This window comes from Pelagibius marinus (genome assembly GCF_014925385.1).
GTDB lineage: Bacteria > Pseudomonadota > Alphaproteobacteria > Kiloniellales > Kiloniellaceae > Pelagibius > Pelagibius marinus.
This window is the reverse complement of the sequence record NZ_JACSDK010000009.1, coordinates 363179-384347: the sequence shown is the minus strand read 5'-3', so window position 1 is coordinate 384347 and position 21169 is coordinate 363179. Positions and strand designations below refer to the sequence as shown.

Sequence of the window (21169 nt, the reverse complement as noted above, 5' to 3'; positions counted from 1 at the left end):
CAGCGCTCAGGTGACCAGCACCGCGACGAAGCTGACGATGAAGAAGTCGATCATGATCTGCAGCACCAGGAAGCCCGCGGCGCCGGCGGTGCTGATGTTGAGGCAGCTCTTGGCGATGAACCACTGATAGCCGATCAGGTAGCCGACCATCGCGAGGCCCAGCAGGGCGGCGAAGCCGGCCGGCAGGAAGCCGGCGACCACCAGGGTGAACATGGTCAGGCCCAGGTGGTAGGTCACGACCTTCGACCAGTTGTTGGCCGCGAGATAGCGGTAGAATGCGCGCTCGCGGTCAATCGTCTGGCAGATGTGGTAGGCGACGACCGGGAAGACGGTCCAGCTGAGACTGTAGATCAGGATCTCGGCAACGACGGTGAGGAAGCTTACCTCCTGTGCCGCCGCGTCGGCCGGCAGCAGCAGGTCCAGGAAGAAGTAGGCCGGCGCCACCAGCACGGCCGCGAAGAAGGACCGCAGCGCCGGCTCCGGCGCTTCGTCGAAGTACTGCGCGCCGGCGGCGTCGAAACGTGCCAGCCGCAAGACGCCGTACATCCGGTAGAAGACTTCCTGTCGGCTGGGAATCATCGCGGGTGATAGCGCTCCAGGACCGCGCGGTAGATGGCGGTGAGCCGTTCCAGGTGCTCCAGCGGCACCTGCTCGTCCACCTTGTGGGCGGTGGCGTTCAGCAGGCCCAGCTCCGCCACCGTGCAGTGATCCTTGATGAAGCGCGCGTCGGAGGTGCCTCCGGTGGTGCCCAGCTCCGGCGCCTTGCCGGTTACCGAAGCGACGGCATCCGACACCAGGTCGCTCCAGGGCCCCGGCGGGCAGAGGAAGGACTCGCCGGAGACGCGCATCGAAAGCTCGTAGCCGGCGCCGCGGCTGCGGTCGATCGCCTTGTCGAAGCGCTCGCGCAGCCAGGCCTCGACCGAGGCGCTGGAGTGGATGTTGTTGAAGCGCACGTTGAACAGGGCCGTCGCCTTGGCCGGGATGACGTTGGTCACCGGGTTGCCCACGTCAACCGAGGTGATCTGCAGGCTGGAGGGCGGGAAGTGTTCGTTGCCGTCGTCCAGCGCTTCGCCGACCACGGCGTCCAGCATGCGCGCCAGGTGGTGCAGCGGGTTGTCGGCCAGCTGCGGATAGGCGGTGTGGCCCTGCGTTCCGGTGACCGTCAGCACGGCATTGAGGCTGCCGCGCCGGCCGATCTTCACCATGTCGGCCAGGCTGTCGTTGCTGGTCGGCTCGCCCACCAGGCAGACGTCCAGGGACTCGCCGCGCTCCTTCAGCCAGCGCAACACCTTGCGCGTGCCATTGACGGCGTCGCCTTCCTCGTCCCCGGTGATGAGCAGCGAGATCGAGCCTTTCGGCCTGCCGTCTTTCAGGTAGCCGCTGACGGCAGCGACGAAGGCGGCGATGGAGCCCTTCATGTCGACCGCGCCGCGCCCGTAGAGCACGCCGCCGCGCGCTTCGGCGGCGAAGGGATCGCTGCTCCAGGCGGCGCTGTCGCCGGCCGGCACCACGTCGGTGTGGCCCGCGTAGCAGAGATTGGGTCCGGCCTCGCCGAGGCGCGCGTAGAGGTTGTCCGTTTCCGGCGCGCCTTCCTCGGCGAAGGGCAGGCGGTGGCAGGTGAAGCCGAGCTCTTCCAGCACCGACTGCAGCAGGTCCAGGGCGCCGCCTTCGACGGGCGTCACGCTGGGACAGCGGATCAGCGCCTGTGCCAGGGCCAGCGTTTCCACCCTGGTTCCCGTTATGCCTCGGCTGCCCGCCATGCCGCCTCCCGCCTCAGGTGCGCAGCAGGTCGTTGATGGAGGTCTTGGACCGGGTCTTCTCGTCGACGCGCTTGATGATGACGGCGCAGTAGAGGCTGGGTCCCGGGCTGCCGTCGGGCAGCGGCTTGCCGGGCAGGCTGCCGGGCACCACCACGGAGTAGGCCGGCACCCGGCCCATGTGGACCTCGCCGGTCTCGCGGTCGACGATCTTGGTGGAGGCGCCGATGTAGACGCCCATGGAGAGCACCGAGCCCTCTTCCACCACCACGCCCTCGACCACCTCGGAGCGCGCGCCGACGAAGCAGTTGTCCTCGATGATCACCGGGCCGGCCTGCAGCGGCTCCAGCACGCCGCCGATGCCGGCGCCTCCGGAGAGGTGCACGTTCTTGCCGATCTGCGCGCAGGAACCGACGGTGGCCCAGGTGTCGACCATGGTGCCGCTGTCGACGTAGGCACCCAGGTTGACGAAGGAGGGCATCAGCACCACGCCCGGCGCGATGTAGGCGGAATGGCGCACGATGCAGTTGGGCACGGCGCGGAAGCCGGCGTCTCGGAAGCGGTTCTCGCCCCAGCCGGCGAACTTGGAGGGCACCTTGTCCCACCAGTTGGTGTTCTCCCCCGGGCCGCCGGGGATCGGCGCCATGTCGTTGAGGCGGAAGGACAGCAGCACCGCCTTCTTCAGCCACTGGTGGACCTCCCAGCCCGCGCCGCCCTTTTCGGCCACCCGGTAGGTGCCGCCGTCCAGGCCGGCCAGGGCGGTGGTGACGGCCTCGCGAATCTCGCCACCGGTCTCCAGGGTGACGTTTTCGCGCGCTTCCCAGGCATCTTCGATGATGCCCTTTAACTGATCTGTCTGCATGGGATCCCGTAAGGCTGCTTCAGGCTTAATTCTGCGGCCCGAAAGCCTCCCCTGGGAGGCTTGGCCGGCGCGGCTCGGAAGATGCGGGAGGGTCGCCGCTCTGTCAATGACCCCTGGAACCCCCTGGGCGGGGCGAAAGGCCGGATTCCGGGCGCTGCCAGGGTTAAGCGGGGGTTAAGGCGAAGGGCCCCGGAAGGCGCCGTTGCGCAATGCGGTAAGACCGCAAAATGACACGGCCATTTAAGGGCATATTAAGGGCGAAAGGCGCAGATTTGCTGTCTTGAGAGAGATGCAATCATGATCGCAAAGAGGGGTTCTATGGCACGGTCGCCGGCGGTGAGCGACCCACCCGAAGCGCGTGACCCGGCAAAGGACTACCAGCGGTTGGTCGAGCAGACGCCGCCCGGTGGTCTGCTGTCCGCCGGGGGTGCCTTTGCGCACTTTCCCGGGGCGGTCCTGATCGCCGGGCACAACGGCATCGTGCTCAGCGCCAACGACCAGGCCGAAGCCATCGCCCAGATTCTCCAGGCCGGCCAGCACGAGGAGCTGCGCGCCGCCATCCAGGCGGCGCTCGGCGGCACCACCGCCCAGGTCAATCCCCTGGTGGTTGCCACCAGCGAGGTCAGGGCCGGCGAGGCGCCCGAGGGCGCCTTCAAGTCACCGGTGGAGCGTGCTTTTGACGTGGTGGTCCTGCCCTGGGCCGACGGCACTGCCGCTCTGCTGCTGGGCCGCGACGTGACCCTGGAGCGCAGCCTGCGCGCCGCCCTGGTGGAGTCGCGCCAGCGCTACAAGGACCTGGTCGAGATTTCCAACGACTTCGCCTGGGAAACCGACGCCGAGGGACGCTTCGTCTTCGTCTCACCGCGCGGGGCGCTGGGTTACGAGGCGACCGACCTGGTCGGCCGGCCGGCCCGCGAACTGCTGCTGGATCCGGAATCCGGCGGCGCTGGGGCCGAGACCTCCCCCTTCACCGCCCATACCGTGGTCGAGGAAGCCGAAGTCTGGGTGCGCAGCAGCGAAGACGTCCACCTCTGCCTGCTGTCGACGGCCCTGCCGCTGACCTCCGAAAGCGGTGCCTGGATCGGCGCGCGCGGCGTCTGCCGCGACATCACCCGCCTGCGCTGCCACGAGGCCGAGCTGGCCGAGGCGCGCAACCGCGAACGCCTGTTCTCCTACATCGTCAACATGGTGCGCCGCGAGCTCGAGCCGGCGCGCATGCTCAGCGCCACCGCCGAGGCGCTGATGCCCGCCCTGGCGCTGACCGGGATTTCCATTCATGCGCTGGTAGACGGCGCCGCCGGTGCGCGGAAATTGGGCGAAGCCCTGGCCCAGGCCGGCAAGCCGGCCGCGCCTGACGACCTGCGCGTCCTGGTGGCGCGGCTTTCCGCCGACCAGCAGGCCGTCGAACTGGAGGACGCCGCCGGCGGCCTGCTGCTGCGCGCCACGCGCTATCGCGACGAGATCAACGGCCTGCTCTGCGCCCGCCGCAGCGGCACCGGGTCCGGCTGGAGCGTCGAGGACCGCGGCCTCTTCGACAACATCGCCGGCCAGGTCGGCCTCGCCATCGAGCAGCTCGCCCGCCAGACGGAAATGGAGGTGCTCTCCATGACCGACCCGCTGACCGGCCTGCACAACCGGCGCGGCTTCGTCGAAAGCCTGGAGCAGCACCTGGCCAGGCAGCAGGGGGGGGAGGATGCCAAGGTCCTGCGGCCGGGTGCCCTGTTCTACATCGATCTGGACAACTTCAAGCAGGTCAACGACACCCATGGCCACCAGACCGGCGACGAGGCGCTGCTCGACGTGGCGGCGCTGCTGAAGGAGCAGATCCGCGGCGGCGACCTGGCCGCCCGCCTGGGCGGCGACGAGTTCGCCCTCTTCCTGGGCGGCATGGAGCGCGAGGCCGCCGAGCGCAAGGCCGAGCTGATGCTGAAGGCGGCCGAGCGGCTGCGCGGCTACTCCGGCGACGCCGATCACCTGCTGGGCTTCTCTCTGGGCGTCGCCATCTACGATCCGCGCACCGGGGAAGGTCTCGACTCGCTGCTGCGCCGCGCCGACGAAGCGATGTACGGCGCCAAGCGGGCGGGCAAGCATTCCCTCAACTTCGCCCCGGAGTTCGACCGCCGCGGCAAGCGGGAAGGAGGCCAAGGATGATGCTGGGCCTCGGGCGCAAGAAGCTGCCGGACAACCTCACCTACGAGGAGAGCCGGGAACTGGCGCAGAACGGCTCGGACAAGACCCGCGCCGACCTGGCCATGCGCGTCGATCTGCGCCCCGAGGTGCTCTACTTCCTGGCCGAGGACCCCTCTTCGGAGGTGCGCCGCCGCATCGCCGCCAACGCCAAGACGCCGCGCCAGGCCCACCTGCTCCTGGCCCGTGACGCCGACGAGGCGGTGCGCGCCGAGCTTGCCTCCAAGGTCGCCCAGCTGACCGCCCCCGACGGGCGCGGCGCCCAGGAGAAGGCGCAGCGCTTCGTCGAGCAGACCCTGGAAGTGCTGGCCCGCGACCAGACCACCCGGGTGCGTCAGATCCTCGCCGAGGCGCTGAAGTCGGTGGCCCATGCGCCGCCGCAGGTGATCCAGCGCCTGGCGCGCGATGCCGAGGACGTTGTCGCCTGTCCGATCCTGGAGTTCTCGCCGCTGCTGAGCGACGCGGACCTGCTGGAGATCATCGCCTCCTCCGGCGTATCCAGCCGTCTCTGCGCGATTTCCCGGCGCAGCAACCTGGGCGAGGCCCTTTCCGACGCCATCGTCCAGCGCAACGATCGCAAGGCGGTGACCGAGCTGCTGGCCAACGGCTCGGCGCAGATCCGCGAGGAGACCCTGGACAGCCTGATCGATGCTTCGGTGACCGAGACAACCTGGCAGCCGCCCCTGGTGGTCCGCCCGGCGCTGTCCGCCGGCGCGGTCAAGAAGCTGGCCGGCTTCGTCGCCGACTCCCTGCTGAAGAAGCTGCAGAACCGCAGTGATCTGGACCACAAGACCGCCGAGGCGGTGGCCGAGGTGGTGCGCAAGCGCATCGAGGAAGGCGCGGCCGACATGGCCGCCGCGGACGACCCGGCCGCCGAGGCGGCGAAGCTGAAGAAGGCCGGCAAGTTGAACGGCGAAGTGGTCGGCGACGCCGTCCTGGCCGGCAAGCGCGACTTCGTGCGCCATGCCCTGGCGCTCATGGCCGGGGTGGAGGTCGACTTCATCGACCGGGTGCTGCAGGGCCATTCGGCCAAGGGTGTCACCGCCCTGGCCTGGAAGGCCGGCTGCTCCATGCGCGTGGCCATGCAGCTGCAGACCAACATGGGCGGCATCCCCCCGGCAAAGGCGCTGCACGCCCGCGACGGCGAGTTCCCGTTGTCTCCCGAGGAAATGGAGTGGCAGCTCGACTTCTTCGCCAGCCTGGGCCAGGAGTAGGTCGGGGCAGCAGGCCCGGAACCGGCGCGGCCGTCAGCGGTAGGTCCCCTGGCGGTAGATCCCCTAGCGGTAGATCCCCTAGCGGTAGATCCCCTAGCGGTAGATCAGGGTGCCGATGCCGCCGCCGGTGAAGATTTCCAGCAGCATTGAATGGGGCAGGCGGCCGTCCAGGATGACCGCCGCCTCGACGCCGTTGTTCACCGCCTTCACGCAGGTCTCCAGCTTCGGGATCATGCCGCCGGAGATGGTGCCGTCCTTCTCCAGCGCCTCGACCTGGGCGGTGTTCAGCTCCTGAATCAACTCACCGTCCTTGTCCAGCACACCGCTGACGTCGGTCAGCATCATCAGGCGCGAGGCGCCGGCCGCCGCCGCCACCGCGCCGGCCACGGTGTCGGCGTTGATGTTGTAGGTCTCGCCCGCCGGGCCGACGCCGATCGGCGCGATCACCGGAATGATGTCCGACTGCTGCAGCGAGAAAAGGATCTTGGGGTCGATCATGGTCGGCTCGCCGACAAAGCCGAGATCCAGCACCTTCTCGATGTTGGAATCCGGATCCCGCTTGGTGCGGCGCAGCTTCTGCGCCTGGATCAGGTTGCCGTCCTTGCCGGACAGGCCGACGGCCCGCCCGCCGGCCGCGTTGATGGCGCTGACGATCGACTTGTTGATGGTGCCCGACAGCACCATCTCCACCACCTCGACGGTTTTGGCGTCGGTGATGCGCAGGCCGTCGATGAACTCGCTCTTCACCTCCAGGCGCTCCAGCATGCGGCCGATCTGCGGGCCGCCGCCGTGCACCACGATGGGATTGATGCCGACCTGCTTCAGCAGCGCGATGTCGCTGGCGAAGAGCGAGGCCAGCTCTTCGTCCACCATGGCGTGGCCGCCGTACTTGATGACGAAGGTCTTGCCGTTGTAGCGGCGCATGAAGGGCAGGGCCTCGGTGATGGTCCGGGCCGTGCGCAGCCAGTGCTTGGTGTCGCTGATGCTCTTCTGCGTCATCCGTGAATTCCTAAATCCCCCGCGCGGGCCTTGGGTGACGGGCCGCGGTCACTTTACCTTCAGGAGGCCGGTTCGGCCAGGGCCGCCAGGGCCGCGCGCAGCTCCGGCAGGCCGGCGCCGGTCTCCGCCGAGGTGGGCAGGCAGAGCGGATGGGCGGCCGGATGCCGGGCAATGGCCTCCTGGGTCTCCTTCACCAGGCGTTTCAGCGGCCCGGGTTTCACCTTGTCGGCCTTGGTCAGCACGATCTGGTAGGAGACGGCGTCGCTGTCCAGTTCCTCCATCACCTGGAGGTCGCTGTTCTTCAAGCCGTGGCGCGAGTCGACCAGCAGGCAGACCCGGCGCAGCTGCGAGCGGCCGCGCAGGTAGCCGCGGGTCAACTGGTTCCAGCGCGCGATGTCGGTCTTGGAGGCGCGGGCGTAGCCGTAGCCCGGCAGGTCCACCAGGATCAGCCGCCCGCCGAGGCTGAAGAAGTTCAACAGCCGCGTGCGCCCCGGCGTGTTGGAGGCGCGGGCCAGGTTCTTGCGGCCGGTCAGCGCGTTCAAGAGGCTCGACTTGCCGACGTTGGAGCGCCCGGCGAAGGCGACCTCGCTGGCGCCCAGGGGCGGCAGGTCGTTCTCGTCGGCGGCCGAGATCAGGAAGGTGCATTCCCCGGCGAAGAGAAGCCGCCCTGCTTCCAGGGCGGCTTTTTCTTCTTCGCTCAGCGCTGCGTCGGTCATGGGGTTTCAGTCGTAAAGGGGGCCGGCGTCCTCATTCGTTCTGCTCGTTCGGCTTCTTCTTGGACCCGCCGCCGATCGGCACGCCCTGGCGTTTCATGATGAAGGCTTGCTGGGCCATGGAGAGCACGTTGTTCCAGGTCCAGTAGATCACCAGGCCGGCCGGGAAGGTCGACAGCAGGAAGGTGAAGATGACCGGCATCATCAGGAAGACCTTGGCCTGCACCGGATCGGGCGGCTGCGGGTTCAGCTTCTGCTGCAGGAACATGGAGATGCCCATGAGTAGCGGCCAGACGCCGATGTTGAGGACGTGCAGTATGCCCAGTTCAGGCGCATCCCAGGGGAAGAGGCCGAAGCCGTTGAGGATCGTGGTCGGGTCGGGCGCCGAGAGGTCGTGGATCCAGCCGTAGAAGGGCGCGTGGCGCATCTCGATGGTGACGAACATCACCTTGTAGAGCGCGAAGAAGACCGGGATCTGGATCAGGATCGGCAGGCAGCCGCTGAGCGGATTGGCGCCCTCTTTCTTGTAGAGCGCCATCATCTCCTGGTTCAGGCGCTGCTTGTCCTCGGCGAAGCGCTCGCGCAGCTCCATCATCTTGGGCTGCAGCTTGCGCATCTTGGCCATGGATTTGTACGACTTGTTGGCCAGGGGGAAGAAGACCAGCTTGATCGCCACGGTCAGCAGCAGGATGGCGATGCCGAAGTTGCCGACCTGCGCGTGCAGCCAGTGCAGCGCGTAGAAGATCGGCTTGGTGAGGATCTTGAACCAGCCGAAGTCGACCGCCAGGTCGAAATTGATGATGCCGTAGGTTTCCTCGTACTGCTGCAGCAGCGGCACCACCTTGGCGCCGGCGAAAAGCCGGCTGGTCGTCTCGACGCTGGCGCCGGGCTCGACCTTTGCGGTGGGGTAGAGGAAGTCGGACTGGTAGTGGTCCCGCCCGCCCCGCAGGTTGTAGACGAAGCGGGTCTTCACGGCCGTCTGCTGTTCGGGCACCAGCGCGGTCAGCCAGTACTTGTCGGTGATGCCCAGCCAGCCGCCGGTGGTGTCCTTGGCGATCACCGAGTCCCGGCTGCCCTGATACTCATCCTTCAGATCGTCGTATTTGATGCCGTCATCCAGCGAGCCGTTGAATACGCCGACCGGGCCTTCGTGCAGGATGTAGAAGCCGAGAGTCGGTGGCGTGCCCGCCCGCGAGATCAGGCCGTAGGGCGCCATCTCCGCCGCCGCCGCGCCATTGTTCACCACGCGCTGGGTCACCGTGAAGAGGTAGTTGTCGTCGATCGTGATGACCTGCTCGAAGGTCAGGCCCTCGCCGTTGTCCCAGGTCAGCGTGACCGGCGAGGAGGGGGTCAGCGGGCCGCCCGCGGCGGTCCACAGGGTCTCGGCGGTCGGCAGCTTGACGGCGCTGCCGGAGACCGGCGCCCAGCCGAAGTTGGAGTAGTAGGCCTTCTCGGAGCCCTCCGGCGAGAGCAGCGTGATGGGCGCGCTGTTGTCGTCCAGGGTCTCGTGATACTGGGTCAGGATCAAGTCGTCGAGGCGCGCGCCGCGCAGCGCGATGGAGCCGGACAGAAGCGGCGTCTGGATCGACACCCGTGGGCTGATGCCGATGACGTCCTCGCGCGCCGGCTGGGTCGGCACGCCGCCCACGCTGGGGGCGCCCGGCACGCTGGGCGCGCTGCCGGGCACGGAGGTTCCGTCCGGCGCGGTCTGGGCCTGCTGCTGCCCGGGGGTCTGCTCGGGCGGGGTCGCCGGCGGGAACAGGAACTGGAAGCCGAAGAGAATTGCCATCGACAGGACGATCGCGAGGATAAGGTTACGCTGTTCCATTAGACTCGATGGGCTCCCAGGGGGCGGGCCTTAGCGGCCCGGTTGGTGATCCAGATGGCGACAGTCCGGGCAAAGACCAAGCCCGGATTTCTCTTCAGCTGTGGTTTTCCCGGCCCTCTCCGATACCGGGCCCGCGACTGGGTCCGGCACGGGGTCGTAGCCCAGACCGCCCCAGGGGTGGCAGCTGACGATGCGGCGCAGGGCCAGCCAGCCGCCCTTCAGCGGGCCGTGACGGGTGACCGCCTGGCGGGCGTATTGGGAGCAGGAGGGAAAATAGCGGCAGCTCGGCGGAAACATCGGGGAGATCAGCAGCTGATAGCCGCGGATCAGGGCCAGCAGGACGAAGCTCACAAGCTTCATGGCGGCCTTCATTGTGATGCCTCCTTGCGCGCGGTCCCTTTGGCAGGGCGGCGCTTTCCGTCTCTCGGGCCGCCGCTTCCACCGTGACGCTCGACCTTCACGATCGCCTGTTCCAGGTCCCGGCGCAGTGCGTCATAGGGACGCGTCAGCGTGCCGGCGCGGCCGATGACCACATAGTCGGTGCCGGCGCGGCCATGCTCGGCGAAGATCTCCGCCGCCGCGGCCCTGAGGCGCCGCTTCGCGCGGTTGCGCGCGACGGCGTTGCCGACCTTGCGGGTGACGGTGAAGCCGACCCGCACCTCCGCTTCCTCCCGGTCCCCTTGCTCGCGGTCCGCCTTGGCCTCGGCCGCACGCACGCCGGGCGCCGCCCGGTCATCGCCGGGTTGGCGCCTCGCTGCTTGCAGGACGAGGCCGGGCGTGACCCATTTGCGCCGGGCCGCCGCGACCTTGAGGAATTGGGGCCGTGTCTTGAGCCGCCCTACGGTCGGCATCATGACACTTAGGCGGAAAGGCGCTTGCGGCCCTTGGCGCGCCGACGGGCAAGGACGCGACGCCCGCCAACGGTTCCCTTACGTGCGCGGAACCCGTGGCGGCGCTTGCGAACCAGCACACTGGGCTGATAGGTGCGCTTCACGGCTGTACTCCAATATCAGGCTGAATCTCGAATTGACGGGGCTGTATAAGGGTGGGCTTGGGCTCTGTCAACGACCGGCAGGGCCGGAAGCGACGGATTCTCGTTCCCCCCGGTCCGGCGGCCTCACACCCTCTTGACTGGCTGCCGCGCCGGTCTGCGGGTAAAACCGCTGTGTCGCCCGGTTTTCCGCCATTTTTTGCCTCCGGGGGAGGGCCGGCCGCGGGGCGCCGGCGAAATTGCCTGTTAAGGTCCCGTTTACTCTGTTTCCGGCGCCATGTCCCCGCCGCCGCGGTCGTAGAAGGAGCCCGATGACCCAGCCGTCCCCCAGCCCCCCCGAACCGGGACACAACGGCGCCGGTTCCGGGCCCAATGCAAATCCAGACGGGGGACCGGCGCGGCCGCCGGCCTGGCGGCGCTTTCTGCCGCTTTTGGCGCTGGTCGCCGGGCTGCTGGCCTTCCTGGCCCTGGGCGGTCACCGCTACGTCGCCCTGGACACCCTGGAGCGGCACCGTGAGGCCCTGATGGCCCTGGTTGACGAGCACACCGTGCTGGCGCCGCTCGTCTTTATCGGGGTCTATGCGGTGATGGCGGCCTTCTCCGTTCCGGGCGCCGCCATCATGACGGTGGCCGGCGGCTTCCTTTTCGGCATCCTGGGCGGGGCCGCCTGCTCGGTGGTCGGGGCCACGCTGGGCTCCATCGCGCTGTTCCTGGCCGCCCGCACGGCCCTGGGCGACCTGCTGCGCGACCGCGCCGGCGCCGCCGTCAACCGCATGCGGGCCGGCTTCCGCGAGAACGCGCTCAGCTACCTGCTGGTGCTGCGCCTCATCCCCCTCTTCCCTTTCTGGCTGGTCAACCTGGTGCCGGCCCTGGTCGGCGTCTCCCTCAAGACCTTCGTCCTCGGCACCTTCCTGGGCATCATTCCCGGCTCGCTGGTCTACGCCTCGGTCGGCAACGGTCTGGGCGCCCTCTTCGAGGCCGGCAAGGCCGCCGACATCGAGAGCGTCCTCTACCAGCCCGAGGTATTGCTGCCTATCGTGGCCCTGATTGCCCTGTCGCTGGTGCCGGTGATCTACAAAAAGGTGAAGAGCCGCCGGAACGGGGCAAACCGCCGCTAGCAGCCCCGGCGGCGGGGCCGCCCAACGCGGGCCGGGAGCTTGCGCTCACCAAAATTTCACAGGAAGTTGAAGCGAATCGCAGGACCGTGATTCGAGATTGATCGGCGTGGTGCGCATTGTTCTCTCACCAGCGCCGGCCGCGCTCTCCGCGGCGGCGCGACAGAGTGAGAGCTTCTCTTCCCGGGGGAGCCCCCAAGAGACGGCTTGATGAGACCGAACATTATTGGAGGCAAGTAAGATGCTGAAGAAAACCCTGGTGGCGCTGAGTGTCGCGACCGTGTCGACGGGCGCCATCGCCCTGCCGCTGGCTGCGAGCGCCACCGATCTGCCGGTGCAGATCGCGGCCTGTAACCCCTGCAGCCCCTGTGCCGCCAAGGCGGCCTGCAACCCCTGCAGCCCCTGCGCAGCCAAGAAGCCGGTCAACCCCTGCAACCCCTGTGCGGCGGCGAACCCCTGCCAGGCGGCCAATCCGTGCAATCCCTGCGCGGCCAACCCGTGCAATCCCTGCGCCGCCAAGTAAGCACGCGCAGCTAGTCCTTGCGTCTCAGCGCCCGCCGATCGCCGGCTTTGCCCCCCGCCGGTGCGGCGGGCGCTGCTTTTCCTGGCGCCCTTCCCGGGGGCCGCCGAGCCGCAGATTCCCGCCGGGGCGGCCGGCATGCTATAAGCCCGATTATGTTGGGCCATAGATCGCCGGGGAACAGTCTTCGACTGCCGCCCCTCACCAGGAGCCTTTCGGCCAAGCTGCTGCTCTTGACCATCGCCTTCGTGATGCTGGCGGAGGTGCTGATCTACGCGCCCTCGATCGGCCGCATGCGGCTGGTCTATCTGGAGGAGCGCCTGGCCGCGGCCCACCTGTCGATCCTGGCGCTGGAGGCCACCCCCGACAACATGGTCAGCAAGGAGATGGAGGCCGAGCTTCTGCAGCACGTCGGCGCCTACACCGTCGCTCTGGCCAAGCCGGGGTCCGGCAAGCTGATGCTCATGGTGGAAACGCCTGAGGACATCGACGCCACCTACGACCTGCGCGAGGCCAGCTTCTTCGGCCTGATCCACGACGCGGTCATGACCCTGCTGGCGCCGCAGGACCGCCTGCTGCGGATCATCGGCCCCTCGCCCAAGGACGAGCAGACCCTGGTCGAGGTGGTAATGGACGAGGCGCCCCTGCGCGGGGCGATGCTCGACTACTCCTGGCGCATCCTCGCCCTGTCGCTGGTGATCTCCATGTTCACCGCGGCGCTGGTCTATCTCAGCCTGCACCTGCTGATGGTGCGGCCCATGCGCCGCATCACCGAGAGCATGGCCGCCTTCCGCGCCAATCCGGAGGTGGCGGCCGCGGCCCTGCAGCCCTCGGAGCGCAGCGACGAGATCGGCATCGCCCAGCGCGAGCTGGTAAACATGCAGCAGGGGCTGCGCGCCGCCCTGCTACAGAAGACCCGCCTTGCCGCGCTGGGCACCGCGGTCACCAAGGTCAACCACGACCTGCGCAACATCCTGGCCACCGCCAGCCTCATTTCCGACCGTCTCGGCAAGAGCGGCGACCCCGCCGTGCGCTCCATGGCGCCGAGCCTGGTCGGGGCCATCGACCGGGCGCTGCATCTCTGCTCCCAGACCCTGCAGTTCACCCGCGAGGGGCCGGTGCAGCTTGACCTGCAGAGCTTTGACCTGCGCGACCTGCTGACCGAAGTGCGCGAGGCCCTGGCCGAGGTCGGCGGCGGGCGCGAAGCCCTGGCCAATGAGGTCGAGCGCGGCTTCGCGGTGGAGGCCGACCGTGAGCAGCTCTACCGCGTGTTCTTCAACCTGACGCGCAACGCGCTGGAGGCCGGCGCCGCCGAGGTGCGCGTGGAAGCGCGCCCGGTGCGCGACTTCCTGGTCATCGACGTGGAGGACAACGGCCCCGGCATGCCGGAGGCCGCCAAGCAGAACATCTTCAAGCCCTTCGCCGCCTCGACGCGAGAGGGCGGTACGGGCCTGGGCCTTTCCATCGCCCACGACATCATGCGCGCCCACGGCGGGGACATCCGCCTGGAGCGCTCCGGGCCGGAGGGCACGCTGTTCCGCCTGGTCCTGCCGCTGCGCCAGGCCGGCGCCCAGCCCACGGCGAAGGCGAGCTAGCCGCCGCTAATCCAGCGCCAGAATCTGCGCTTTCAGGTAGGCGCTTTCCGGCAGGGCCGGATGCACCGGATGGTCCGGCGCGGCGCCGGAGGTGCGCAGGATGCGCCCGCTGCGCCCGGCGTCCATGAGGCCGCGCTTCACCTGCTCGGCGAAGCTCTCCAGGTCGGCGTGGTGCGAGCAGGAGGCCGCCAGCAGGTAGCCGCCTTCCGCAACGAGGGGTGCGGCCAGGCGCACCATCTTGCGGTAGCCCTTGAGACCCTGGGCCAGGTCCTTTTTCGTCTTCACGAAGGCCGGCGGATCGACGATGACCAGGCCGTAGCGCTCCCCGGCCCTGGCTTGGCGCTGCAGTTCCTGGAACACCTCCGCCTTCACGAAGCGGCAGCGCTCACTCACGCCGTTGGCCTCGGCCGCCTGGGCGGAGAGGTCGAGGGCGCCCTGCGAGCGGTCGACCGAGACCACTTCGCTCGCCCCGGCCAGGGCCGCCTGCACGGTGAAGCCGCCGGCGAAGGCGTAGCAGTCCAGCACGCGGGCATCCTTGGCCAGCCGGGCCGCCCAGGCGCGGTTGTCGCGCTGGTCGTAGAACCAGCCGGTCTTCTGGCCGCCGGCGAGGTCGGCGAAGAAGCGCGCGCCGTTCTCCTCCAGCGGCAGCGGGCCGTCCAGGCTGCCCTGCACGACCTCCACATACTCGTCGAGCTGCTCCAGTTTGCGCACGCCGCCGTCGTTGCGCAGCACGATGGTCTCCGGCGCCACCACGTCGTTCAAGGCTTCGAGCAGCAGCGGCGTGAGGAGCTCCATGCCGGCGGTGTTGACCTGCAGGCAGAGCGCTGCGCCGAAGCGGTCGATGACCACACCGGGCAGGCCGTCGGCCTCGGCATGGACCAGGCGGTAGTAGGGCACGCCGATCAGGCGCTCGCGGATCGCCAGGGCGCGCCTTAGGCGCTGTGCCAGGAAATCCTTGTCGATGGGCTGGGCCTCGTCGCGGCTCAGCGCCCGCGCGGCGATCAGCGGATGGCGGTTGAAGAAGGCGGTCGCCTGATAGCGGCCCTTGCGGTCGCAGAGCCGCACCAGCCCGCCCGGCGGCACCGCCTTGGCGGCGGCGTCCATCTCCACCTCGTTGGAATAGACCCAGGGGTGACCGCGGCCGAGGCGCTTTTCGCCGTGCGGCTTCAGGGTGACGCTCGGCAGCTCGGTGACGCTGCTGTGGGGGGCTTGGGACATCGCCGCGCAGTCTAGTCGGTGGCCGGGTGACTGCAAGACCGCTCTGCCGCCGCCTGCTCACCCTGCTTCGTCGGCACGGCGCCTTCGCGGCCCTACTTCGTTAGCACGACGCCTTCGCGGCCCTACTTCGTTAGCACGACGCCTTCGCGTCGGGGGTCCGCGCCGCCCTCCAGGCCCCCCCCCTCCGGCCCCTTGCGGATCCGGCGGATGCCGTGCAGGCCGCTGGTCATGCCGCGCACATTGACCTCGTGGCCCAGGGCCTCCAGCCCCGCCTTGGCCGCCTCGATGCCGGTGCCTTCCTCCAGGTCGGTGGCGCCGTTGCGGTTGACGAAGTTGGGCAGGGCGACCGCCTGCTGCATGGTCAGGTTCCAGTCCAGGGCGGCGATGATCGCCTTGGTCGTGTAGCCGATGATGCGGCTGCCGCCGGGCGAGCCGATGGCCATGACGAAGCGGCCCTCTCCGTCCAGCACCAGGGTTGGCGACATGGAGCTGCGCGGCCGCTTGCCCGGCGCGACGCGGTTGGCCACCGGCCGGCCGTCGACCTCGGGACGGAAGGAGAAGTCGGTCAGCTCGTTGTTCAGCAGGAAGCCGCGCGCCATGACGCGCGAGCCGAAGGCGCTCTCGATCGAGGCGGTCATGGAGACGGCGTTGCCCTTGGCGTCGACCACGGAGAGGTGCGAGGTGGAGGGCGGATTGAGCTGCGCCGGGCTGTGCGCCTGCGGCGTCCTCAGGCCCGGGCGGGCCTTGCCCATGCTGGCCGCCGGGTCGATCAGCACCGCGCGGGCGGCGAGGTACAGCGGGTCGAGCAGCTTGTCCACCGGTACCTCGACGAAGTCGCTGTCGGCCAGGAAGCGGTCGCGGTCGGCGAAGGCCAGGCGTTCGGCCTCGGCCACCAGGTGGATTGCTTCGGCGCTCGGGCTTTCGCCGGGCGCCGGCGCCAGGGCGGCGAGGTCGAAGGCCTCCAGCAGCTTCAGGGTCTGCAGCACGGCGACGCCGCCGGAGGTCGGCGGCGGCATGCCGCAGACGATCCAGCGGCGGTAGGGCAGGCAGACAGGCTCGCGCCGCTTGGCCTGGTAGCCGCGCAGGTCGGGGTAGCTCAGCAGGCCGGGATTATCCGACGCATCGCGCACGGCGTTCACGATGTCCAGCGCCACCCAGCCCTTGTAGAAGGCGTCGGCGCCGCCCTCGGCGACAAGGCGCAGGGTATCGGCATAGGCCTGGTTCTTCAGCAGGTGACCGACCGGCAGCGGGTTGCCGTCGGCGTCGTGGAAATAGGCGGCCGTCGCCGGGTAGCGCTTCAGGTACTTGTCCCCGGCGATCAGTTCGTGCAGGCGCGGCGAGACGGCGAAACCTTCCTCGGCCAGGCGGATTGCCGGCTGGAAGAGCCTCGCCCAGGGCAGCTTGCCGTGCTCCCGGTGGGCCATTTCCAGCATGCGCAGCAGGCCGGGCGCGCCGACCGAGCGGCCGCCGACCACCGCATCCCAGAAGGGCAGGGGCTCGCCCTCGGCGTCGAGGAACAGCGCCTCGTCGGCACCGGCCGGGGCGGTCTCGCGTCCGTCATAGGCGGACACCGCGCGCTCGGCGGCGTCATAGTGCAGCAGGAAGGCGCCGCCGCCGATGCCGGAAGACTGTGGTTCCACCAGGCCCAGCACCAGCTCGGTGGCAATGGCCGCGTCGGTGGCAGAGCCGCCCTCGCGCAGCATGGCCATGCCGGCCTCGGCGGCCAGCGGATTGGCGGCGGTGACCATCTGGCGCGGCAACGCCGGCGCGGGCTCTTCCACCGTGTTGCAGGCGCCGAGGAGCGGCAGCCCCAGCAGCAACGGGACGGCGAGCAGGCGGCTTAGCCGCTTCAAGGCCTCGGCGGTGACGGCAGAAGTCATGGCGCGGTCTCCCCGATCGGTTGGCGTGCTGCGGCGCGCGCAACGAAGGGCCGCGCCGATGATTCACGTTATCATCGACCGCCGCTCGCGGCTTGGCCAGGGGTAGATTTTGAAGGCGCGGTAACGCTTCAGAGATTGACGGGGATCAGCTTGCACATGTGGAGCCCCTCGACGTGGTGGCCACGTTCGAAGAGCACGGAACACAGCCAGTCGTCGTCGCTCTTTCTGCCGTTGTTGCCCACGTTGGTATGCACCGCCGTGCAGCCGTGGCGCCGGGCGATCTTCTCCAGCCCGCTTTCCAGGGCGCGGGCAACGTTGCCCTGGTCGACGATGTCCAGGGCACCGAAATGGTCGGCCAGCAGGATCGGGCCGTGCAGCAGGTCGTGAGACAGCATGTAGGCCGCCACGGCGACAATGCAGCTTTGCTCGTTGCGGACAATTAGGATACCATTCCCACGTTCGGATCCTCCGGCCAGGCGCTGGCCGGCGAAGCTGCGCCAGGCTTCCAGGTCGGCATCTGGGCAGATGGTGCGGATCAGAGGGAAGGCCTGATCCACCTCCTCCGGCAGGAGCAAACTGACATTGAGTTTCCGCACCAAACGAGTCACCTTAATCACACACAGCTATGCGCCTTTGAGACGCGGGATCAGCGCTAAGTTCGCATTCTCTAGATTGGAAGATTGACGTTCGGCGGCGTTGCGCGTCGTTGATCCACATCAAAAGAAAAAGGCGGGAAGGCTCGCGGCGCCGGTGGGGGATAAGGTGGCGGAGCCGAGTGCAGAGTGTTGTTGCTTGGAGATGGGTGGGAGATGACGGTTTTCGATTTTGACCGCGCGAGCAAGCTGGCGCCGGCCGTTGCACGGGAGCGCAAAGACGATTCGCCCTGCGCGGCCTGTTCGGTACGCGGCATGACCATCTGCGCGCCGCTGGATTCGAACGAGCTGGCCCAGGTCTCGGCTCTCATGACCTCGGTCGAGCTTCAGGCCGGCGCGCCCCTCTTCGACGAGGGCGAGGAGGCCGGCAACGTTTACAACCTCACCTCCGGCACCCTCAAGGTCTACAAGCTGCTGCCCGACGGCCGCCGCCAGGTGACGGGCTTTCTCTTCGGCGGCGATTTCCTGGGCCTTGCCACCCAGGACACCTACGCCTTCAGCGCCGAGGCGGTGACGCCCTGCCTGCTGTGCCGCTTCCCGCGCCACAAGCTGGAAGATCTCATGCAGCGTATGCCCAAGATCGAGCAGCGCCTGCTGAGCATCGCCAGCAACGAGCTGGTGGCGGCGCAGGAGCAGATGCTGCTGCTGGGCCGCAAGACGGCGCGGGAGAAGATCGCGTCCTTCCTGATGATGCTGGCCAAGCGCGCCAAGCAGCGCGGCCAGCCGGAGGACCCGGTGCTGGTGTCCATGAGCCGCACCGACATCGGCGATTATCTGGGGCTGACCACGGAGACCGTAAGCCGCACTTTCACGCAGTTGAAGCAGGAAGGCATCATCAACCTGTTGCCCAATCATCAGGTGAAGCTGGCTCAGCGCGAGGCGTTGGAGGAGATCGCCGGCGGCTACTGAGCCCTCCGGGATCAGCCGCGAGAACCCCTTGAGGCCTCAGCGTGGCGTCTGGATGATCGGCGGCACCGACATCAGCGCCGTATCCCAAGGAAACAGGATCCAGGTGTCCTGGCTGACCTCGGTCACGAAGCTGTCGACCAGGGGGCGGCCGGCCGGTTTGGCGTAGACCGTGGCGAAATGCGCCTTGGGCATGAGTTCGCGCACCTTGCGGGCGGTCTTGCCGGTGTCCACCAGGTCGTCGATCAGCAGCCAGCCCTCGCTGTCGTGCTCCACCGCCTTGAGGACGTCCATCTCGCCCTGGGAGCGGTCCTCGCGATAGCTGACGATGCAGATGGTGTCGATCAGGCGGACGTCCAGTTCGCGGGCGATGACGGCGGCCGGCACCAGCCCGCCGCGGGTGATGGCGGCGATGCCCTTGAAGGGGCCCTGCTCGACCAGCCGCCAGGCGAGCGCGCGGGAATCGCGGTGGAGTTGGTCCCAGGAAACGGGGAAAGTCTTCTGTTCGCCGGCGGACATGTCTAGGGGCCACCCTCTTCTTCAATTCCAGGCTTCTTGTTCACGGCGGCCGCCCCTGGCGGGGCGCCGACTCGAAGCGGGGATTAAAGCGGAAGTCGCGGCTGGCGTCTAAAGGCTTTTCGCCGCCAGCCGGCCTTAGCTGGTCACTTCGCCGGTGCGGATCAACTGCACCGCGGCGATCCGCCAGCTGCCGTCGGGCTGCTGCTCCATGGTGTAGATGGCGACGACCGCCTGGCCGTCGGGGCCGACGAAGCGGACCGCCTGGCCGGTCTTGCCGTCGACGATGCGGGCGTCGAGGTACTCCACCGACTGGGGCCGGTAGACCGGCTGATAGCCGCCGCGCACCATCGCCATGAAGTTCTCCGGCGTGCGGAACAGCGCGCGCAGCCGCGGCGTGGCGTAGGAAAAGGCGCGGCCCCAGTCGTCCGCCTGGAAGGCGTTCAACTGGGCCTGGATGGTGCCGAGGATGGCCCGCTGGTCGCCGGGGGCGGGCCGCAGCACGTCCTGGGCCGCGGCGCCGGTCGGGACAGCGACCCCCGGGACGGCGCAGAGCAGCGCAAGTGCAAGGCAGGTGCGGGCAAGGCGGATCATGCGGGTCTCCCGGAGGGGCTATGCCAGAAGGGCCTGCGGGAGGAACTAGGGCGATCGACGGCGGCGGCCAGTCCCCCCCCCGGAAAGCACCCCCGAAAGCCCTTCCCGAAAAGCGAGAGGCCGGCTCCGTTTCCGGAGCCGGCCTCGAGAAGCTTCGGTTGTCTGCCGGGGTCAACGCACGTAGACGTGCACCTCGTTGACCTGGGCGGTCGGGCTGGAGGTCGCCGAGAGCGTCATGCGGTCGGCGGGCAGGCCCATGTTAGTGAGGGTGCGCAGCACATTCTCCGCGTTGCGGCGCGAGCGGTTGGTGTCCAGCGCCACGCGGGCCGAGTCGCCGCCGGCCGGGGCCACTGCGACGATGTCGAAGGCGGCGTTGGGACGGCGTTCCAGGGCCGCGCCGATCACCGTGAAGAGCGCCTGCTCGTACTGCGGGTTCTCGCGGTCGAAGCGGATCACCGCCAGGGGCTGGCGGGCGCCGACCTGGCTGGCCGCGCCGCCGGCCGGGGCCGGCGCGGGCACGCCGTAGGCGCGGTTGGCCAGGCTGCCGCCGATGTACTCGCCGTTGTCGATGGCGACCTGCATGGCGGTCAGGTTCAAGCGCTCGTTGGCGAAGTAGTTCTGGGTGCGCGCGATGTCGTCGCTCAGCTCGTTGAGCAGGCGGTCGATCACCACCACGGTCTTGTTGACCTCGTCCTCCAGAACGGCGAGCTGGCGGTGGTCTTCCTCGATGGCGCCGCGCAGCTCGAAGGTGGTGCTGGTCGACTCGAGCAGGAAGGCCGACAGCGAGGCGGTGCCGGAGACCTGGCTGGCCAGGGTGTTCAGGGCGGCGATGGAGGCGCCGACCTGCTGCAACTCGGCCTGGGCCTGGTTCCACTGGGCCACCAGCTCCGGGTTGCCGGGGGTGGTGCCGACCTGCAGGCGGGCGTTCATGGCCGCCTTCAGGGAATGGTAGTTGCCGGCGAACTGGCGCGCCGAGATGCGCAGGCTCTGCAGCTGGTCGTTCTCGGCCTTCAACTGCTCCTGCAGCTTCAGGAGGTCTGTGCGCAGCGATTCGATCTTCTGGCCGACCACGGTGCCGGTAGGCCGCATGTTGCTGACCGTCGGCGGCTCGAAGACCGTATTGCCCAGGATCTCAGGCGCCTGGGCAGCCGGAACCGACGAGGCGGGAGCGGTCTCTACGCTGGCGGGCTGGGCGGCCGCGGAAGTCTCGGCCTGTGGCGCCGATGCGCTGCTGCTGACGGGCTTCTTATCTTCCTGAGGGGCGGCGCAGCCCGCCACGAAGAGAAGCGCGCCGATGACGACAGCGGTCCGGCGAAAGGGCAACAAGTGTCTGCTCGACATAGAGATTTCCGTACAGATTTCCGAGACAGCTTAACCTTAGAACTGCTCACATATTAACTATGTAAGTCTTTACAGAGTCTTGCTATCCCGCCCCCCTCGAACGATTGCGAGATAGTAGAGTATGGATTCTGGGCGTACAAGTGCCATTTCCTTGTGGTTGAGAGCGTCCGGCAGGGCGCTTCGAGGTTGGAAATCCTCGCTTTTTTGCCCTTCTCGAAGGTCTTGCAAGGGGCGGAGGCTTCGAGTAATGTCCGGCCTCTTCGCGGCGGCGGTCCCGCCT

Annotated in this window: 21 protein-coding genes; 6 read left to right on the top strand and 15 right to left on the bottom strand. The window is 68.5% G+C overall.

Annotated elements, in window-relative coordinates; translation table 11 throughout:
• Window positions 1–6: 6 nt before the first annotated feature.
• The 3 genes from H7X47_RS11720 to dapD are packed head-to-tail and all read right to left on the bottom strand — an operon-like array spanning window position 7 to window position 2619.
• Window positions 7–579: a hypothetical protein gene (locus tag H7X47_RS11720; RefSeq protein WP_193368845.1), complete on the bottom strand. Its 573-nt coding sequence runs from the start codon at window positions 577–579 to the stop codon at window positions 7–9.
• Window positions 576–1760, bottom strand: coding sequence for a succinyl-diaminopimelate desuccinylase (gene dapE / locus H7X47_RS11715; RefSeq protein ID WP_193368844.1), 1185 nt, complete (start codon window positions 1758–1760; stop codon window positions 576–578). The genes H7X47_RS11720 and dapE overlap by 4 nt, the downstream gene beginning before the upstream one ends.
• A gap of 13 nt (window positions 1761–1773) precedes the next feature.
• Window positions 1774–2619: a 2,3,4,5-tetrahydropyridine-2,6-dicarboxylate N-succinyltransferase gene (dapD, locus tag H7X47_RS11710; protein ID WP_193368843.1), complete on the bottom strand. Its 846-nt coding sequence runs from the start codon at window positions 2617–2619 to the stop codon at window positions 1774–1776.
• 318 nt (window positions 2620–2937) lie between these two features.
• On the opposite strand from dapD, the gene H7X47_RS11705 reads away from it, so the two are divergent.
• Both H7X47_RS11705 and H7X47_RS11700 read left to right on the top strand, forming a co-directional pair.
• Window positions 2938–4770, top strand: a complete 1833-nt coding sequence (locus H7X47_RS11705; protein ID WP_193368842.1) for a sensor domain-containing diguanylate cyclase — start codon at window positions 2938–2940, stop codon at window positions 4768–4770.
• Window positions 4767–6020, top strand: coding sequence for a DUF2336 domain-containing protein (locus H7X47_RS11700; RefSeq protein WP_193368841.1), 1254 nt, complete (start codon window positions 4767–4769; stop codon window positions 6018–6020). The genes H7X47_RS11705 and H7X47_RS11700 overlap by 4 nt, the downstream gene beginning before the upstream one ends.
• 93 nt (window positions 6021–6113) lie before the next feature.
• Here the strand turns inward: H7X47_RS11700 and argB are convergent, their stop codons facing one another.
• Genes argB through rpmH form a run of 6 tightly spaced genes read right to left on the bottom strand, consistent with a single transcriptional unit; the run spans window position 6114 to window position 10554 of the window.
• Entirely contained in the window at window positions 6114–7019 is a 906-nt protein-coding gene (argB, locus tag H7X47_RS11695) for an acetylglutamate kinase (RefSeq protein ID WP_193368840.1), read from the bottom strand.
• A gap of 59 nt (window positions 7020–7078) precedes the next feature.
• Window positions 7079–7735 carry a ribosome biogenesis GTP-binding protein YihA/YsxC gene (gene yihA, locus H7X47_RS11690; RefSeq protein ID WP_193368839.1) on the bottom strand — a complete coding sequence of 219 codons (657 nt, stop codon included), beginning with the start codon at window positions 7733–7735 and terminating at the stop codon, window positions 7079–7081.
• 31 nt (window positions 7736–7766) lie between these two features.
• Complete coding sequence (gene yidC / locus H7X47_RS11685; protein WP_193368838.1) at window positions 7767–9560, bottom strand: membrane protein insertase YidC; 1794 nt, start codon at window positions 9558–9560, stop codon at window positions 7767–7769.
• Window positions 9561–9590: 30 nt separating this feature from the next.
• The gene (gene yidD, locus H7X47_RS11680) at window positions 9591–9932 is read right to left on the bottom strand and encodes a membrane protein insertion efficiency factor YidD (RefSeq protein WP_193368837.1); all 342 of its coding nucleotides are present in this window, start codon (window positions 9930–9932) and stop codon (window positions 9591–9593) included.
• A complete protein-coding gene (rnpA, locus tag H7X47_RS11675; protein ID WP_193368836.1) occupies window positions 9929–10414 on the bottom strand; it encodes a ribonuclease P protein component in 486 nt (161 codons plus the stop codon). The genes yidD and rnpA overlap by 4 nt, the downstream gene beginning before the upstream one ends.
• 5 nt (window positions 10415–10419) lie before the next feature.
• Window positions 10420–10554 (bottom strand): 50S ribosomal protein L34, encoded by a 135-nt coding sequence (rpmH, locus tag H7X47_RS11670; RefSeq protein WP_167228744.1) that lies wholly within the window; start codon window positions 10552–10554, stop codon window positions 10420–10422.
• 308 nt (window positions 10555–10862) lie between these two features.
• Between rpmH and H7X47_RS11665 the strand changes: the two genes are divergently transcribed.
• From H7X47_RS11665 to H7X47_RS11655, 3 genes are all read left to right on the top strand, one after another.
• Window positions 10863–11669 (top strand): TVP38/TMEM64 family protein, encoded by an 807-nt coding sequence (locus tag H7X47_RS11665; protein WP_193368835.1) that lies wholly within the window; start codon window positions 10863–10865, stop codon window positions 11667–11669.
• A 238-nt stretch (window positions 11670–11907) separates the two neighbouring features.
• Window positions 11908–12189, top strand: a complete 282-nt coding sequence (locus H7X47_RS11660) for a hypothetical protein (RefSeq protein WP_193368964.1) — start codon at window positions 11908–11910, stop codon at window positions 12187–12189.
• 152 nt (window positions 12190–12341) lie between these two features.
• On the top strand, window positions 12342–13781 hold the full coding sequence (locus H7X47_RS11655; RefSeq protein ID WP_193368834.1) for a sensor histidine kinase: 1440 nt from the start codon (window positions 12342–12344) through the stop codon (window positions 13779–13781).
• A gap of 6 nt (window positions 13782–13787) precedes the next feature.
• On the opposite strand, the gene H7X47_RS11650 is transcribed toward H7X47_RS11655, so the two are convergent.
• From H7X47_RS11650 to H7X47_RS11640, 3 genes are all read right to left on the bottom strand, one after another.
• Window positions 13788–14999 carry a class I SAM-dependent rRNA methyltransferase gene (locus H7X47_RS11650; RefSeq protein ID WP_193368833.1) on the bottom strand — a complete coding sequence of 404 codons (1212 nt, stop codon included), beginning with the start codon at window positions 14997–14999 and terminating at the stop codon, window positions 13788–13790.
• A 122-nt stretch (window positions 15000–15121) separates the two neighbouring features.
• A complete protein-coding gene (ggt, locus tag H7X47_RS11645; protein WP_193368832.1) occupies window positions 15122–16879 on the bottom strand; it encodes a gamma-glutamyltransferase in 1758 nt (585 codons plus the stop codon).
• Window positions 16880–17007: 128 nt separating this feature from the next.
• Window positions 17008–17475, bottom strand: coding sequence for a hypothetical protein (locus H7X47_RS11640; RefSeq protein ID WP_193368831.1), 468 nt, complete (start codon window positions 17473–17475; stop codon window positions 17008–17010).
• A gap of 213 nt (window positions 17476–17688) precedes the next feature.
• Here H7X47_RS11640 and H7X47_RS11635 point away from each other — a divergent pair, with 213 nt between their 5' ends.
• The gene (locus H7X47_RS11635) at window positions 17689–18441 is read left to right on the top strand and encodes a Crp/Fnr family transcriptional regulator (protein WP_193368830.1); all 753 of its coding nucleotides are present in this window, start codon (window positions 17689–17691) and stop codon (window positions 18439–18441) included.
• Window positions 18442–18477: 36 nt separating this feature from the next.
• Here the strand turns inward: H7X47_RS11635 and gpt are convergent, their stop codons facing one another.
• The 3 genes from gpt to H7X47_RS11620 form a co-directional block, all read right to left on the bottom strand.
• Window positions 18478–18957 (bottom strand): xanthine phosphoribosyltransferase, encoded by a 480-nt coding sequence (gpt, locus tag H7X47_RS11630; protein ID WP_193368829.1) that lies wholly within the window; start codon window positions 18955–18957, stop codon window positions 18478–18480.
• Window positions 18958–19092: 135 nt separating this feature from the next.
• Window positions 19093–19548 carry a DUF4864 domain-containing protein gene (locus tag H7X47_RS11625; protein WP_193368828.1) on the bottom strand — a complete coding sequence of 152 codons (456 nt, stop codon included), beginning with the start codon at window positions 19546–19548 and terminating at the stop codon, window positions 19093–19095.
• A gap of 171 nt (window positions 19549–19719) precedes the next feature.
• Window positions 19720–20889, bottom strand: coding sequence for a hypothetical protein (locus tag H7X47_RS11620; RefSeq protein WP_193368827.1), 1170 nt, complete (start codon window positions 20887–20889; stop codon window positions 19720–19722).
• Window positions 20890–21169: the final 280 nt, after the last annotated feature.